Genomic DNA, 14,478 nt, shown 5'->3' on the forward strand with positions numbered 1-14,478 from the left:
TTTTGGTGGAAGTGAATAACCCGTCAGCAGGATAAAAAAATGCCGCCGGGAAAGGGAAAACAAGGAAACCGGCGGCAGAGGTCGTTATGTCCAAAGCAAAAAATGCAGGACGCTTTTTTAACCAACAGGTATTAACGATGTCAACACCATATCAATAATTGGGAGGGATAATGATATTTTTACAGCTTATTTTATTGTATTTCTGCACGGTGGTATGTGTCTTATATCTGGTGAGTGGCGGTTATAAAATCATCCGTAACTACATCCGTAAAAAAATTGATGCAATGGCGGCTGAAAAAATCAGCGCCAGTTAGTCAGCTGAGCCAAAAGCTCCACCCCTCCCGTAATCACATCTCACAGCGAGAAAATCCCATGACAGAAATGAAAAAACTTGTCACTGCTGATGCAGTGAAGTCTGCGCTGCGCACTGAAGAAGTACGCGGTACGCTGAAAGCATCTATCCGTAAAACGTTTGAGGCTCAGATTGATGCTGATGTGGAAGCGATTCTGGATGAGCTTATCGGACCTGCTGAGGAGGCAACTGCGCCACAGGCAGGGGATGGTGAGAATACAGCAGACTCTCCGGTGGAAAACAGCAGCGAACAACCTGAGGCACAACCCGGTGCTGGAGAACAACCGGCTGATGTACTGCAGCCTGAACCAGCGACCATGCTGTGATACATGACGCACAGGCCACCAGCATATCGCGGTGGTCTTTTGTTATCGTGCACTTTCGGTGAACGGGAGGCGGGGATATGTACCAGATGGAAAAAATCACAACAGGAGTGTCATACACCACGTCTGCGGTGGGGACGGGATACTGGTTTCTGCAGTTGCTGGACAGGCTATCCCCGTCTCAGTGGGCGGCAATAGGTGTGCTGGGGAGTCTGCTGTTTGGTTTGCTGACGTACCTGACGAATCTGTATTTCAAAATTAAAGATGATCGTCGTAAGGCGGCGCGTGGAGAGTAGGTGATGAATAAAAAATACTAACTGGTTGTTAAAGGGATACATGATTGCCTGGATAATGGGGGATTTTCAGGTTGCTGCGGGGATTGAAGCACTGGTCAGTGGTGCAGAAAAGGAAGCATCGCTGATGAAGACTCTTCTTTGTGATTCTGATAACCACCATTCAGTAAAGTACATTATGGTTTGTGCCTGTCATGGGAACCAAGGGAAAAAGGGGTACTACAGGTTTCTGGCTATCTGAATTTTAATGATAGATTATTGAAAATTCGCTTTTTTTGCAGGCATGCATAATTCTTATCCCATGGGCAATCAGGGCGACTGAATTCCTCATTAACCCATTTGTTAATATGGTGTTTCAGATGCTGAAGCATTAATGGTGTTAATGTGGTGATGACGATATCCATCGTTTCTGTTGACAGTTTGCCGTAAGGCTCTGCGAGAATGGCTCTAGTGGTTTCGCTATTATCCGTGATAAGTCTCCGGAGCTCTGACTTAATATTTTCATTCATTACCTGCAAAAACTCCCTGCGTAAATTGTCTTTGTTATTCATTTATAAAATCTCATTTGTTGTTATCTGATGTGTCCCGGTGAGTATATTGATTATATGTGTTGTGAATGTTGGATTACGCACCAGACATACCATGGAATGAGAAACCGATAAATCCTGATAAATATCCATGAGTGCAAAAATCAAATGCGGCCTGTCGGCTGCCGTTCTGGCGATGATTGCCGCAGGGGCTTCTGCGCCTGAAATTCTCGACCAGTTTCTGGATAAAAAGGAAGGCAACCACATAACAGCATACCGTGATGGTACGGGTATCTGGACCATCTGCCGTGGAGCCACAATGGTGGACGGTAAGCCTGTCGTTCCTGGCATGAAACTGACGAAGACAAAATGCGAGCAGGTGAACGCCATCGAGCGCAATAAGGCGCTGGCGTGGGTGGAGGAAAATATCCAGGTATCGCTGACTGAGCCGCAGAAAGCAGGTATCGCGTCGTTCTGTCCGTACAACATTGGCCCAGGTAAGTGTTTCCCGTCGACGTTTTATAAGCAGCTTAATGCCGGTGATCGTAAAGGTGCCTGCGAGGCGTTTCGCTGGTGGATTAAGGATGGTGGCAAAGACTGCCGTATTCGCTCAAACAACTGCTACGGTCAGGTATCACGGCGTGACCAGGAAAGCATGCTGACGTGCTGGGGGATAGATAATTGATTAAGCTTGTGGCCATTGTATTGCTGTCAATTGGCTCATTTATTGCCGGAAATGTCTGGTGTAAAAGAGAATGGCAAACGAAATGGGCTGAGCGGGACAGTGAAGAGTCGTCGCAGATTGTTAATACGCAGATTGCTACCAGGATGATTGAACAGGGGCGTATTGTTGCCCGTGATGAGGCTGTCAAAGATGCACAAGAGAAAGCTGTCAAAGCCAATGCTACTGCTGCTGGTTTATCTGCCACTGTTAGTCAGTTACGGGAAAAAGCAACAAAGCTTACCAGTCAGACTGGAATCGGCAGAGCATACCGCAAATATTGCCGCTACCGTCAGAAGCAAAACAATCGAAAGCAACGTCGCAATGCTCGCCGACATGCCCGGAAGCCTTGCAGAAGAAGCTGGATATTATGCTAAACGAGCTGACGAAAATTACCGCGCTGGATTGACATGTGAACGCATTTATAATTCAGTCAGAGATTCAAATTATCTGACAGAGACGTACTAATAGTCACTGTAACTGAGGTACAGAGTGTGACAGGTATTATAAAATACCTGTCAGAGTGATGGTTCTTCTCTTCCTCACTTTTTATCATGCTGGTGCTCAGGGAGCATTCTGACAAGTGTATTGTCCTTCTGAATATAATGATGAATTAATGCAGCGCCAGCATGGAGTGTGATTAATAAATAACCAATGTTTGCAAGTGATTCATGAATAGTCTTGGCTACGGATTTTACTTCTCCGTCGGTGTTAGCGAAAGTGGGAATATCAATCCCCAGAAGGCTCCATGCTTTACCTCCAAAAACCATGATTGCAAGTCCTGATATTGGTAACACCAAAAAAGATATGTATAACAGGGTTTGCATGAATTTGGCTGATATCATTTGCCATGCAGGTGGGGGCGGCGTAATAGCTGGTGTTATATATTTATTATTGATAATTACTCTTATTATCATCAGTAGAAGGATAAATATACCAGCATTGTAATGTGTTTCTCTCATAAGCAAATAGGCGGAAGACCCTTTAGGAAACAAACCTCGAAGTTCCATGACAGCACAGGCTATAGCTATTAATACGAGAGTCAGCCAATGTAATTGAATTTGAAGTTTAGAGTATCTGTTCATATTTCATCCCTTAAGTGTTGTACCATGTCGAACATATAATATAAATCTTAACAAATCATTATTTCATCTGAGTGTTTAAGGCTGTGTTCTTGCAGATGTGCGGAGACACCTTTTGCTACGGGTAATTTCGCATCACTACAGGTTGATATAGCTTTGCGATAGTGAGGATTTTCATACTCATAACTGGCGCTGTATCGTCGCCGTGTTCCCGCATTAACAGAGACCGCAGCCATTACGGGATACTCCTCTGCGCGAGTGTGCGGGGATAATCAAAAACGATGCACACCGGTTTTTTACCGCGTTTATGATTCGCGAGTTTGTCCCTCATGCTCGCCAGTCCTGTGTGAGGGGGGATAAACAGGACGTGTATTCAGAGCCGTGCGACCGTGGTCGCATGATATTATTTATCAGGAGATAGTGATGGAAGAGTCGCAGAAATTTAATTCAGGAATGGAACGATTCAGTGCTCCTGAGCGAGAGCCTTACAACATGTATTCATTGAGTGCCTGTTGTAATATCGCTAAACATTAATCAGGTGACCAAATTTAGTGTGCCACTACATATCAGGTTTTTATAATGGTCAGCGTGCTAATCATGCCATAACAGGCTGATTAGTGGAGTGATGTTGTTCGCATTTTTGCACGGCAGGGGGGCAGATTTTTTGATGATAATGGCGAGTCTGGCGCGGTTGAATGCATTCCATTACATAAAAAGCCCTGATTAAATATTCAGGGCTTTGCGCTACAAAAATGAACATTTTATGGATACTGAAAATTCGTTGGTATGGCAAACAACCGATATGTGGATGTATCGGGTGGGAGAAGACCAATTTGACAGGAATAAGCCCCTGCAAAACTAAAAAAGAGTTCAACGAAATCAAACAGTTAATGTAGCAGGAAATTGGTATAAAAAAGCGACTAAAAGTCTTATTTTTCTTTTTATAAACAAATGGTTATTACCTTTTTCAAAATCTACCAGTCTGGTACATGGATATCGATACTACCGCAAATTATAAACTGGGCGGTGCACAGCAACACGACAGTGTACGCCTCGATCCGTGGGTGTTTATGTTCTCAGCAGGATATCGTTTTAATTCCCCGCAAAAATGACCCCGTAATTACGGGGTCAATAAGGACATGGTATAAAGGGTATTATTTCTTCGCTTCTACGCCATCAGTTTCAGCACGAATTAAAAATTTCTCAGTTGTTTGCGGAATATGCTGAATTAGCCAGTCGGCCATCTGCTTTTCCTCATTTAAAATCGCTTCGATGACCGGAATAGAGGCTGTATCACCGGCATTTTTTGCCGCAGCTAATAGTGAGGTATAGCAGGCGATTTCAAATTGCTCGAAGACATAGCCGCTAATGGAACCTTTGACAATTTCATCAGAAGGAAAAATACCACCGATAGACTGCCCAAGCGCCGCCATTTTACTCATGGAATCTTTAATGACTGAACGCGAAATGTCATTACGGTCAAGAATAGTTTCCAATTGAACAATCTGGTTTTTAGTTTCGCTAAGATGTTGTTCAATACGTGCGCGTAAATCAGGATAATTATCTATGCGGCTGGCCATGGATTCAAGCATAGATTCGGCTTGCTTTTCCATTGCGTGGGCGTCACGTAGCCAGTCATGATAATGTTCAATACGATTCATGAAAATGTCCTCTTTATAAAATTACTGAAAGTTGAAGTTCATATTTCAGGCTTTATTTTCGGCTTTCTTATTTACGTTATTAAGAGCCAGATCAGTCAGTTTGATGTCGGTGGCCTTTTCTTCTTCCAGAGTTTCTTTCAGAAGCTTCGCTGCTTTACGGTAACCTAATTGTTCAGCCAACGTTGCTAAGGTCCCGTAACTGGCGATCTCATAGTGCTCGACTTTCTGTGCAGCAGCAATGAGCGCGGCGTCACGCACTTCGTTTTTTTCTGTGCTCTCAATGACCTCATTAGCTTCTTCAATGAGTCCTTCCATTGCTACGCACTTCATGCGTTTAATTTTAAGATTTGATTCGGATTCTACGACTTGATCAATACGTTCTATCTGTCCATGAGTTTCCTCAAGGTGCGCATGAAAAGCCTGACTTAGTTTTTCGTTTGATGTCGCTCTGGAAAGTTTTGCCAGCGCGCGAGTTAACTGTTTTTCTGCGCTGTAGGTGTCTGAAAGCAGGTGAATAAATACATCTTCAATGGTCTTCATATTCATATTTTTCTCCAGTGAAATCACTGCGAGCCATACGGCTCGCAGATACAATTATCTTTATCAGCTGATATTAATAATTAACGGTGGATCAGGATTTTCCTGATTTATTACCACCGCTTTGTTGACCGCCTTTTTTACCCGCTTCGGATGCGCGTTGTGGATCGTTTTTAAAATTACCGCCGCTGTGCTGACCACCTTTACGACCTGCGTCGGATGCCTTCTCACGATCTTCGGCGAAATTTCCTGAACCACCACGATGTTCGGTCATGTTATTTCTCCCGTTGCGTTGCATTGTTTGATTAATATGAGTGTTGTGTGTCGACACTCATTAAAATTAGTCGCTAATAAGAATTAGTCAAATTAAGCGTAACAAGAAGGAGAGTGGAAAATATATTTTGAGGAAGGTTCTGGATATATTAGCAATTGCCTGAGGAATAAGTGACTTAGGAAAAATTATTGATTTTACTGGTGTTATGTTGCGGGATTAATTTGTTTGATTATATTACTGTTGGGCGGAAAAATGACGTAAGTTGACGTATGTTAGGTTAAGCGAAACGGTAAAAAGGCAAATAATAAATAAAATTAAGATTTTTCTGGCTTCGTTAAAGGAATACAAAATGCCGCCAGCAGAACTGACGGCTGTGGGATTAACTGCGTGTTGCCGCTTTCATCGGTTGTATAAAAGCTTTCAATGCCACCAACATTTTCTCTGGCTCATCAATATGTTGCTCGATGATTTTAACAATGGCCGAACCAGAAATCGCGCCCGCAGCTCCTGCATCAATCGCTGCTTTTACCTGTTCCGGGGCGGAAATACCAAACCCCTGTAACGGAGGCGCAGCATTGTACTCTTTCAGCTTCGCGACCAGATGATTGAGGGGTAACGCTGCGCGGTTTTCAGCTCCGGTCACGCCCGCACGCGACAGCAAATAGGTGTAACCACGACCATAAGAGGCTATCTGACGCAGCAAATCATCGTCGGCATTCGGCGGGCAGATAAATATAGGTGCGACGTTATGGCGCAACGCAGCCTGGCGGAAGGGCGCAGACTCTTCCACGGGCACATCGGCAACCAGCACCGAATCGACGCCGACTTTCTCGCACTGGGCATAAAACTCATCAATACCTTTGTTAAACACCAGGTTGGCATACATCAGAAGGCCAATGGGAATATTCGGGTGTTTCTGGCGAATCAGTGCCAGCATTTCAAAACATTGTGCCGGGGTCACACCCGCCGCAAAAGCACGCAGTGTGGCGTTTTGAATCGTCGGGCCATCTGCCAGCGGGTCAGAGAAGGGGATGCCTAACTCCAGCGCGTCAGCACCGGCTTCAATTAGCGTATCGATAATTTTCAGCGACTGCTCAATGCCCGGATCACCGAGCGTGACGAAAGGAACGAATGCGCCTTCTTTGCGCTCCTTCAAACGGGCAAACAGAGATTCGTAGCGTTCCATCAGATTTCCCCTCGTGCTTTCAAAATATCGTGAACGGTGAAGATGTCTTTGTCGCCGCGACCGGAAAGGTTAACCACCAGCAGCTGCTCTTTTTCCGGGTTTTCGCGCATCATTTTCAGCGCATGAGCCAGGGCATGGGAGGATTCCAGCGCCGGAATAATCCCTTCATGCAGGCACAGCGTTTTAAAGGCGTCCAGTGCTTCATCATCGGTAATTGAGACATAATCAGCGCGTCCAGTGCTGTTGAGATACGCGTGTTGCGGGCCGACAGACGGGAAATCCAGCCCGGCTGAGATGGAGTAAGATTCTTCAATCTGCCCGTCTTCTGTCTGCATCATCGGCGCTTTCATACCGAAATAGATGCCCACACGACCATGTTTCAATGGTGCACCGTGCTCGCCGGTTTCGATACCGTGACCGCCTGGCTCCACGCCAATCAGGCCAACGTCGGTTTCGTTGATGAAATCAGCAAACATCCCGATGGCATTCGAACCGCCGCCAACACAGGCGATAACGGCGTCTGGTAGGCGACCTTCTCTTTCCAGAATCTGTGCTTTGGTTTCTTCGCCAATCATCCGTTGAAACTCACGCACAATGGTCGGGTAAGGATGCGGGCCAGCTGCGGTGCCCAGCATATAGTGCGCGGTTTCATAACTGCCTGACCAGTCGCGCAGCGCCTCGTTACAGGCATCTTTCAGCGTCGCGGAACCGCTATGTACCGGAATCACTTCCGCGCCCATTAAGCGCATACGAAAAACGTTGGGCGACTGACGTTCGACGTCTTTGGCACCCATATAAATTCGACATTTCAGGCCAAGCAGGGCGCTGGCAAGGGCAGACGCCACACCATGCTGACCGGCACCGGTTTCGGCGATGATTTCGGTTTTACCCATCCGCTTCGCCAGTAAGGCCTGACCCAGCACCTGGTTTGTTTTATGTGCGCCGCCGTGCAGTAAATCTTCACGCTTCAGGTACAACGTGGTGTTAGTGCCGGCCGTAATATTCTGGCATTTAGTCAGCGCGGTCGGGCGTCCGGCATAGTTTTTTAGCAGATCATTAAACTGCGCCTGAAATTCTGGATCTTTTTGTGCGCTGACGAAGGCTTCTTCCAGCTGGCGCAGGGCAGGCATCAGGATTTGTGGCACGTACATGCCGCCAAACTCACCAAAATACGGGTTAAGTAATGTTGTCATTGTTCCTTTCCTTAATATGCGCGCAGTGTCTGGAAAACCGAGGCCAAAAGACGTGCGTCTTTGATGCCCGGTTGCGACTCTACAGCAGAATTAAAATCAAGCCCGGCGCAGCCGGTTTGTGCCGCTTCCACGCAGTTATCTGCGCCTAAGCCACCCGCCAGCAGAACGTTGCCAAGCGATTGACCGTTTAACAGTGACCAGTCGAAACGTTGCCCGCTTCCGCCCTGGCCGTTATCGAAAACATATTTATCAACGTGCTGAAAATCGCGCGCGGGCAGGGTTTCTCCAACACTCAATGCTTTCCAGATGGCAACGTTTGCTGGCAGAGCATCACGCAGTGCGTCGATATATTGCTGATCTTCACTGCCATGCAGTTGCACTGCCACCAGCGATAACACCTTAGCTTTGCCTGCCACATCGGCAATATCGTGATTGCGGAACACGCCAACATACTGCAACGGTGCCGCAGCCATCACTTCCTGCGCCTGTTCAACGCTGACGCAACGCGGTGATGTCGCAACAAAAATCAACCCACCGTAAATCGCGCCTGCGTCATAAGCTGCTTTAGCATCTTGCCCACGCGTCAGGCCACACACTTTATTCTCACCCAACAACACCCGGCGCACGGCGGCGTTTAGATCGTCGTGCGCCATCAGCGCCGAGCCAATCAAAAAGCCGTTAGCGAAGTGGCCTAATTCGCGCACCTGAGCGTAAGTATTGATGCCGGATTCGCTGATCACCGTCACGTTGTGCCCCAGTTTTGGCGCAAGCTCGCGCGTGCGGTTGAGATCAATCGACAAATCACGCAGATCGCGGTTGTTGATGCCAACGACCTTTGCCCCCAATGCAATGGCGCGCTCCAGTTCCTCTTCATTACTGACTTCGGTCAGCACACCCATCTTCAAACTATGGGCGACGGCTGCAAGCTGGCGATACGATTCGTCGTCCAGCACTGAAAGCATTAATAAGCAGGCATCAGCCTGGTAATAGCGCGCCAGATAGATCTGGTAAGGGTCGATAATAAAGTCTTTACATAAAATCGGCTGTGGCGCGATTTGGCTGACGATGGGGAGGAAATCAAAGCTTCCCTGGAAATATTTCTCATCAGTCAGCACCGAAATTGCCGAAGCGTAATGCTTATAAATCGAGGCAATGCGTGCCGGATCGAAATTATCACGGATCACGCCTTTTGATGGCGACGCTTTCTTGCATTCCAGAATAAATGCGGTACGTGCACCCTGTAGCGCATCATAAAAATGTCGCGTGCTCGGCTGAATTTCATTCTGAAAACTGGCAAGTGGTTGCTGCTGTTTACGGGCTTCTACCCAAATCGCCTTGTCCGCGACGATTTTCGCTAAAACGGTTTGCATCATTTACCCTCGTGCCGCCAGTGCGGTGACTCTGTCGTAAGCGGAACCACTACGCAGTACCTCAAGAACGGTTTGCGCATTGGCTTGCAGATCTTCCTGGCCATGCAGGCGCATTAACATGGCGACATTCGCCGCGACGGCTGCCTCATGGGCGGCGTCGCCTTTACCTTGTAACAAACGTGTTAAAATGTCACGGTTTTCTTCCGGCGTTCCGCCTGCCAGTTGTTCCTGGTGGTAGGGCGTCAGGCCAAAATCTTCTGCGGTCAACTGATAGCTTTTAATTTCGCCATCGTGCAACTCGGCAACAATCGTTGGTGCGTGTAACGAAACTTCATCCATTCCGCCGCTGTGCACAACCGCTGCGCGTTGATACCCCAACACGCGCAGCGTTTCGGCAATCGGCAGTACCAGCTCCGGACTATAAACACCAATTAACGCCAGCGGCGGATGCGCCGGGTTAATCAATGGCCCCAGCACGTTGAACAGAGTGCGGGTTTTCAGTTGCTGACGAACCGGCATCGCGTGGCGGAATCCGGTGTGATATTTCGGTGCAAAGAGGAAACAGACGCCTAACTCATCCAGCGCCTGGCGCGATTTATCGGCGTTCATATCAAGATTAATACCGAACGCCGCCAGCAGATCCGAAGAACCCGATTTACTGGAGACGCTGCGGTTGCCGTGTTTCGCCACTTTCAGCCCACAGGCTGCTGCAACAAAAGCACTGGCGGTAGAAATGTTGATACTGTTGCTGCCGTCACCGCCGGTGCCGACAATATCGGCAAACAGATAATCCGGGCGCGGGAACGGCGCAGCGTTTTCCAGAAGCGCAGTTGCTGCTCCGGCGATTTCGTTCGGGTGTTCGCCACGAATTTTCATGCTCACCAGCGCCGCCGCCAGTTGTTCCGGCTTCAGTTCACCACGTACCACTGCTGAAAATAGCTGGTGGCTTTCCTGCTGGCTAAGGGTCTGCGCCTGATACAGTTTTTCCAGAATCGGTTGCAGCGTGTTGGTGGGTTCCAGCTTTTGCTGCGCCCAGGCCAGCGTTTGTTCCAGCAAGCGAGCGCCCTGGGTGGTGAGAATGGATTCCGGATGGAACTGGAATCCACAGACGCGATCCGCATCATGACGAACCGCCATCACCATGCCATTAAAATGGGCGTTGATGGTTAAACCGGCCGGAATGTTACTGCCCACCAGCGAGTGATAACGCGCCACTGGCAGAGGGTTTGTTAACCCGGCAAACATCGCCTGACCGTCATGTTCAATGCTTGACGCTTTACCGTGCAGAATTTCGCCCGCCTGGCCGACATAACCCCCATAGGCTTCGACAATCGCCTGATGACCGAGGCAAATGCCAATAATCGGCAGCTTGCCGCGCAGACGAGTAATCAGTTCCGGCATGCAACCCGCTTCGCTCGGCACACCGGGGCCAGGAGAAAGCATCAGCACCGGATTGCTCATCGTCGCCAGGCGTTCAATTAAGGTCTGCGCCGGAATATGGTTGCGGTAAATCACCACGTTATGACCATTGCTGCGCAACTGATCTGCCAGGTTGTAAGTAAAAGAGTCGATATTATCGAGCAGCAGAATGTCAGCCATCAGAAAGTCTCCTGTGCATGATGCGCGGTGGCGATAGCGCGCAGTACAGCGCGGGCTTTATTACGGGTTTCGTCGGCTTCCGACTGCGGAACAGAATCAAGAACCACGCCAGCACCGGCCTGCACGGTGGCGATGCCGTTTTCCACCAGTGCCGAGCGGATCACAATGCAGGTGTCGAGATCGCCGTGTGCGGTGAAATAACCTACCGCGCCGCCGTAACTGCCGCGTCGACGACCTTCCGCTTCGGCAATTAACTGCATGGCGCGCACTTTCGGCGCACCGCTTAATGTGCCCATATTCATACAGGCGCGATAAGCGTGCAGGGCGTCAAGATCGTGGCGCAATTCACCGACAACGCGGGAGACGAGATGCATCACGTAAGAGTAACGGTCAACTTTGGTGAGGTCGGCAACGTAGCGGCTGCCGGGGGTGCAAATGCGTGCCAGATCATTACGGGCGAGATCCACCAACATCAGATGTTCCGAAAGCTCTTTATGGTCGGTACGCATCTCCAGTTCTATGCGGCTGTCGAGGTCTCTGTCCAGTGAACCATCGGCGCGACGACCTCGTGGGCGTGTTCCTGCAATCGGGTAGATTTCAATCTGGCGGCTGGTGGCGTCATACTTGAGCGAACTTTCCGGCGACGCACCGAACAGAGTGAAATCATCATCCTGCATAAAAAACATATACGGGCTGGGGTTACTCTTTTTCAGCACGTAATAGGCTGCCAGCGGTGACGGGCAGGGTAGTGAGAAACGGCGAGAGGGGACGACCTGGAAAATTTCTCCGGCGCGAATCGCTTTTTGCAACGAACGCACTACGCCACCGAACTCTTCATCGCTCTGATTACATTCACAACGCATATGCGGTACGGAAACCACTGGCAGCGGCGGCGCGGCTTCGGTCAGTTGCTGACGTAGTTCGTTCAGGCGTGCAGTGAGACGCTGTTTTTCTTCTTCATTCGGCGCAAACAGGCTGGCCTGAATGCGGGTGCTTTTTTTCTGATGGTCAATTACCATCAGCGTTTCAGCGAGATAAAAACAGAAATCAGGGCAGTTATTTTCCGCTGACAATTGCGGTAAATCTTCAAACCCCGCGACCAGGTCATAAGAGAACAGGCCGCCAAAGAACATCGCTTCCCGTTCTTCCTTCGGTACATTCAACAGATTCTGCAATAAGCGGAAAGCGTCAAAAACCGAAAGGGAGCATAAGCGGGCGTCTTCATCCAGCAGTGGACTGACAGGGGGGAAGCGCAGCACACGGCAGTTTGGTGATTGTTCATTTTCCACCCCCGCAGGCAGGGCGTTATCCAGTAGTGTCAGCAGGGTTTCGCCATTGCCGGAAAGCGCCTGGATTGTGACAGTGTCACCTAATGCTGTAATGCGCAGCGCACTGTCTACCAGCAGCAGGCTTTTTAAATCATCTTTGCTGTCGATATCTGCGGATTCCAGCAGCAGCGTTGCCGGACGATCCCCACACAACTGGTGAAAAAGCGCGGTGGGATTGTCGCGATAAGCGCCTTCGCAGGTTAGCAATTCGAGATTCGGTTTTTGTGTTTGCATTGTTATTCTCTAATTTTGTTCAAAAAAAAGCCCGCTGATTAGGCGGGCTGGGTATCTGATTGCTTTACGCATGGTGAATACACTGCCCGTTTCAGGAAGTGCGCCACCAACCTTTCAGTACGAAAATTGCTTTCATTGTCGATACCCTTTTTGCGTGAACTTTCGTACTAGTTAACTAGTTCAATGATTAATTGTCAACAGCTCATTTCAGAATATTTGCCAGAACCGTTATGATGTCGGCGCAAAAAACATTATCCAGAACGGGAGTGCGCCTTGAGCGACACGAATTACGCAGTGATTTACGACCTGCACAGCCATACGACAGCTTCCGATGGCTGTCTGACGCCAGAAGCATTGGTGCACCGTGCAGTCGAGATGCGCGTCGGCACCCTGGCGATCACCGACCATGACACCACAGCTGCAATCGCGCCAGCAAGAGAGGAAATTTCACGTTCGGGACTGGCGCTGAATCTTATTCCCGGCGTGGAAATTTCCACGGTCTGGGAAAATCATGAAATTCATATTGTCGGGCTGAATATTGATATTACTCATCCGCTAATGTGTGAGTTCCTCGCGCAGCAGACAGAACGGCGCAATCAGCGGGCGCAGCAAATTGCCGAAAGACTTGAAAAAGCGCAAATACCTGGGGCGCTGGAAGGCGCACAACGACTGGCGCAGGGCGGCGCAGTGACGCGCGGTCATTTTGCGCGTTTCCTTGTTGAGTGCGGCAAAGCCAGTTCAATGGCGGATGTCTTTAAAAAGTATCTGGCGCGCGGGAAAACCGGATACGTTCCGCCACAGTGGTGTACAATAAAACAAGCTATTGATGTCATTCATCATTCTGGCGGTAAGGCGGTGCTAGCTCATCCTGGGCGGTACAATCTTAGTGCTAAATGGCTGAAAAGATTGGTTGCGCATTTTGCCGAACACCACGGCGACGCGATGGAAGTCGCGCAGTGCCAGCAATCGCCCAATGAACGCACCCAGCTGGCGACACTTGCGCGTCAGCATCATTTATGGGCATCACAAGGATCTGATTTTCATCAGCCATGCCCGTGGATCGAACTGGGTCGTAAACTCTGGCTGCCCGCAGGCGTTGAAGGCGTCTGGCAGCTATGGGAACAGCCGCAGAACACCACAGAGAGGGAATTATGAGCCAGTTTTTTTATATTCATCCTGATAACCCGCAGCAACGTCTGATCAACCAGGCGGTGGAGATCGTGCGTAAAGGCGGGGTGATTGTTTATCCAACTGATTCCGGCTATGCGCTCGGCTGTAAAATTGAAGATAAAAACGCGATGGAGCGTATTTGTCGTATTCGCCAGCTGCCGGACGGTCACAACTTTACCCTGATGTGTCGCGATCTTTCTGAACTCTCGACCTATTCATTTGTCGATAACGTTGCGTTTCGTTTAATGAAAAACAACACGCCGGGCAACTATACCTTCATCCTGAAGGGGACGAAGGAAGTGCCACGCCGTCTGTTGCAGGAAAAACGCAAAACCATCGGGATGCGTGTGCCTTCTAACCCGATTGCGCAGGCGTTGCTTGAAGCACTGGGCGAACCGATGCTTTCCACTTCGCTAATGCTGCCAGGCAGCGAATTTACCGAATCCGATCCGGAAGAAATTAAAGACCGTCTGGAAAAACAGGTAGATTTGATTATTCACGGCGGCTATCTCGGGCAGAAACCAACAACGGTTATTGATCTTACCGATGATACGCCGGTCGTGGTGCGTGAAGGCGTAGGTGATGTGAAGCCGTTCTTATAACAAATTGCGTTCCACGGATGGAAGAT

General features: G+C 49.0%; 18 protein-coding genes, 2 pseudogenes and 1 other annotated feature. Of the genes and pseudogenes, 9 read left to right on the top strand and 11 right to left on the bottom strand.

Annotation, left to right across the window (positions count from 1 at the left end; translation table 11 throughout):
- Positions 1-170 precede the first annotated feature (170 nt).
- From A7Z29_RS10190 to A7Z29_RS10205, 4 genes are all read left to right on the top strand, one after another.
- Complete coding sequence (locus A7Z29_RS10190) at positions 171-314, top strand: DUF1378 family protein (protein WP_105290167.1); 144 nt, start codon at positions 171-173, stop codon at positions 312-314.
- Positions 315-372: 58 nt separating this feature from the next.
- On the top strand, positions 373-678 hold the full coding sequence (locus A7Z29_RS10195; RefSeq protein WP_105290168.1) for a DUF826 domain-containing protein: 306 nt from the start codon (positions 373-375) through the stop codon (positions 676-678).
- A 77-nt stretch (positions 679-755) separates the two neighbouring features.
- On the top strand, positions 756-971 hold the full coding sequence (locus A7Z29_RS10200; protein WP_105285782.1) for a class II holin family protein: 216 nt from the start codon (positions 756-758) through the stop codon (positions 969-971).
- 40 nt (positions 972-1,011) lie between these two features.
- A complete protein-coding gene (locus tag A7Z29_RS10205) occupies positions 1,012-1,209 on the top strand; it encodes a hypothetical protein (protein WP_105290169.1) in 198 nt (65 codons plus the stop codon).
- Here A7Z29_RS10205 and A7Z29_RS10210 read toward each other — a convergent pair.
- A complete protein-coding gene (locus tag A7Z29_RS10210; protein ID WP_105285784.1) occupies positions 1,202-1,519 on the bottom strand; it encodes a hypothetical protein in 318 nt (105 codons plus the stop codon). The two genes, A7Z29_RS10205 and A7Z29_RS10210, sit on opposite strands and share 8 nt — an antisense overlap.
- Positions 1,520-1,646: 127 nt before the next feature.
- On the opposite strand from A7Z29_RS10210, the gene A7Z29_RS10215 reads away from it, so the two are divergent.
- Positions 1,647-2,180 carry a lysozyme gene (locus A7Z29_RS10215; RefSeq protein ID WP_105290170.1) on the top strand — a complete coding sequence of 178 codons (534 nt, stop codon included), beginning with the start codon at positions 1,647-1,649 and terminating at the stop codon, positions 2,178-2,180.
- Positions 2,177-2,684: pseudogene (locus tag A7Z29_RS10220) on the top strand (DUF2514 domain-containing protein). The gene A7Z29_RS10215 and the pseudogene A7Z29_RS10220 overlap by 4 nt, the downstream one beginning before the upstream one ends.
- A gap of 74 nt (positions 2,685-2,758) precedes the next feature.
- On the opposite strand, the gene A7Z29_RS10225 reads toward A7Z29_RS10220, so the two are convergent.
- The gene (locus tag A7Z29_RS10225) at positions 2,759-3,301 is read right to left on the bottom strand and encodes a cytochrome b (RefSeq protein ID WP_105290171.1); all 543 of its coding nucleotides are present in this window, start codon (positions 3,299-3,301) and stop codon (positions 2,759-2,761) included.
- A gap of 968 nt (positions 3,302-4,269) precedes the next feature.
- Here A7Z29_RS10225 and A7Z29_RS10230 point away from each other — a divergent pair.
- Positions 4,270-4,410: pseudogene (locus A7Z29_RS10230) on the top strand (OmpW family outer membrane protein); the annotation flags it as partial.
- 42 nt (positions 4,411-4,452) lie between these two features.
- On the opposite strand, the gene A7Z29_RS10235 reads toward A7Z29_RS10230, so the two are convergent.
- From A7Z29_RS10235 to trpL, 9 genes are all read right to left on the bottom strand, one after another.
- Positions 4,453-4,959 (bottom strand): ferritin-like domain-containing protein, encoded by a 507-nt coding sequence (locus tag A7Z29_RS10235; protein ID WP_032225064.1) that lies wholly within the window; start codon positions 4,957-4,959, stop codon positions 4,453-4,455.
- Between the two features lie 45 nt (positions 4,960-5,004).
- A complete protein-coding gene (locus A7Z29_RS10240) occupies positions 5,005-5,505 on the bottom strand; it encodes a YciE/YciF ferroxidase family protein (protein WP_001056502.1) in 501 nt (166 codons plus the stop codon).
- Positions 5,506-5,590: 85 nt separating this feature from the next.
- Positions 5,591-5,770, bottom strand: coding sequence for a con-10 family general stress protein (locus tag A7Z29_RS10245; protein ID WP_000134812.1), 180 nt, complete (start codon positions 5,768-5,770; stop codon positions 5,591-5,593).
- A 379-nt stretch (positions 5,771-6,149) separates the two neighbouring features.
- On the bottom strand, positions 6,150-6,956 hold the full coding sequence (gene trpA, locus A7Z29_RS10250; protein WP_105290172.1) for a tryptophan synthase subunit alpha: 807 nt from the start codon (positions 6,954-6,956) through the stop codon (positions 6,150-6,152).
- The gene (trpB, locus tag A7Z29_RS10255) at positions 6,956-8,149 is read right to left on the bottom strand and encodes a tryptophan synthase subunit beta (RefSeq protein ID WP_000209511.1); all 1,194 of its coding nucleotides are present in this window, start codon (positions 8,147-8,149) and stop codon (positions 6,956-6,958) included. Before trpB ends, trpA begins: the two co-directional genes overlap by 1 nt.
- 11 nt (positions 8,150-8,160) lie before the next feature.
- Positions 8,161-9,522, bottom strand: coding sequence for a bifunctional indole-3-glycerol-phosphate synthase TrpC/phosphoribosylanthranilate isomerase TrpF (gene trpCF / locus A7Z29_RS10260; protein ID WP_198599422.1), 1,362 nt, complete (start codon positions 9,520-9,522; stop codon positions 8,161-8,163).
- The gene (trpD, locus tag A7Z29_RS10265; protein WP_105290173.1) at positions 9,523-11,118 is read right to left on the bottom strand and encodes a bifunctional anthranilate synthase glutamate amidotransferase component TrpG/anthranilate phosphoribosyltransferase TrpD; all 1,596 of its coding nucleotides are present in this window, start codon (positions 11,116-11,118) and stop codon (positions 9,523-9,525) included. It abuts the gene before it with no gap.
- On the bottom strand, positions 11,118-12,680 hold the full coding sequence (gene trpE / locus A7Z29_RS10270) for an anthranilate synthase component I (RefSeq protein WP_001194557.1): 1,563 nt from the start codon (positions 12,678-12,680) through the stop codon (positions 11,118-11,120). Before trpE ends, trpD begins: the two co-directional genes overlap by 1 nt.
- A gap of 21 nt (positions 12,681-12,701) precedes the next feature.
- Positions 12,702-12,795, bottom strand: a sequence feature (Trp leader region).
- Positions 12,772-12,816, bottom strand: a complete 45-nt coding sequence (trpL, locus tag A7Z29_RS10275; protein ID WP_001700591.1) for a trp operon leader peptide — start codon at positions 12,814-12,816, stop codon at positions 12,772-12,774. Its footprint overlaps the feature before it by 24 nt.
- 137 nt (positions 12,817-12,953) lie before the next feature.
- Between trpL and rnm the strand changes: the two genes are divergently transcribed.
- On the top strand, positions 12,954-13,835 hold the full coding sequence (rnm, locus tag A7Z29_RS10280) for an RNase RNM (protein WP_105290174.1): 882 nt from the start codon (positions 12,954-12,956) through the stop codon (positions 13,833-13,835).
- Positions 13,832-14,452, top strand: coding sequence for an L-threonylcarbamoyladenylate synthase (locus A7Z29_RS10285; protein WP_001295575.1), 621 nt, complete (start codon positions 13,832-13,834; stop codon positions 14,450-14,452). Before rnm ends, A7Z29_RS10285 begins: the two co-directional genes overlap by 4 nt.
- The last annotated feature ends 26 nt before the right edge of the window (positions 14,453-14,478 follow it).

The sequence above is a fragment of the Escherichia sp. MOD1-EC6842 genome, from assembly GCF_002965705.1.
Taxonomy (GTDB): domain Bacteria; phylum Pseudomonadota; class Gammaproteobacteria; order Enterobacterales; family Enterobacteriaceae; genus Escherichia; species Escherichia ruysiae.

Excerpts from the sequence above, each read along its gene's own strand:
- A7Z29_RS10190 (WP_105290167.1), top strand. The coding sequence starts at position 171 with ATGATATTTTTACAGCTTATTTTATTGTATTTCTGCACGGTGGTATGT.
- A7Z29_RS10195 (WP_105290168.1), top strand. The coding sequence starts at position 373 with ATGACAGAAATGAAAAAACTTGTCACTGCTGATGCAGTGAAGTCTGCG.
- A7Z29_RS10200 (WP_105285782.1), top strand. The coding sequence starts at position 756 with ATGTACCAGATGGAAAAAATCACAACAGGAGTGTCATACACCACGTCT.
- A7Z29_RS10205 (WP_105290169.1), top strand. The coding sequence starts at position 1,012 with ATGATTGCCTGGATAATGGGGGATTTTCAGGTTGCTGCGGGGATTGAA.
- A7Z29_RS10210 (WP_105285784.1), bottom strand. The coding sequence starts at position 1,519 with ATGAATAACAAAGACAATTTACGCAGGGAGTTTTTGCAGGTAATGAAT.
- A7Z29_RS10215 (WP_105290170.1), top strand. The coding sequence starts at position 1,647 with ATGAGTGCAAAAATCAAATGCGGCCTGTCGGCTGCCGTTCTGGCGATG.
- A7Z29_RS10225 (WP_105290171.1), bottom strand. The coding sequence starts at position 3,301 with ATGAACAGATACTCTAAACTTCAAATTCAATTACATTGGCTGACTCTC.
- A7Z29_RS10235 (WP_032225064.1), bottom strand. The coding sequence starts at position 4,959 with ATGAATCGTATTGAACATTATCATGACTGGCTACGTGACGCCCACGCA.
- A7Z29_RS10240 (WP_001056502.1), bottom strand. The coding sequence starts at position 5,505 with ATGAATATGAAGACCATTGAAGATGTATTTATTCACCTGCTTTCAGAC.
- A7Z29_RS10245 (WP_000134812.1), bottom strand. The coding sequence starts at position 5,770 with ATGACCGAACATCGTGGTGGTTCAGGAAATTTCGCCGAAGATCGTGAG.
- trpA (WP_105290172.1), bottom strand. The coding sequence starts at position 6,956 with ATGGAACGCTACGAATCTCTGTTTGCCCGTTTGAAGGAGCGCAAAGAA.
- trpB (WP_000209511.1), bottom strand. The coding sequence starts at position 8,149 with ATGACAACATTACTTAACCCGTATTTTGGTGAGTTTGGCGGCATGTAC.
- trpCF (WP_198599422.1), bottom strand. The coding sequence starts at position 9,522 with ATGATGCAAACCGTTTTAGCGAAAATCGTCGCGGACAAGGCGATTTGG.
- trpD (WP_105290173.1), bottom strand. The coding sequence starts at position 11,118 with ATGGCTGACATTCTGCTGCTCGATAATATCGACTCTTTTACTTACAAC.
- trpE (WP_001194557.1), bottom strand. The coding sequence starts at position 12,680 with ATGCAAACACAAAAACCGAATCTCGAATTGCTAACCTGCGAAGGCGCT.
- A7Z29_RS10285 (WP_001295575.1), top strand. The coding sequence starts at position 13,832 with ATGAGCCAGTTTTTTTATATTCATCCTGATAACCCGCAGCAACGTCTG.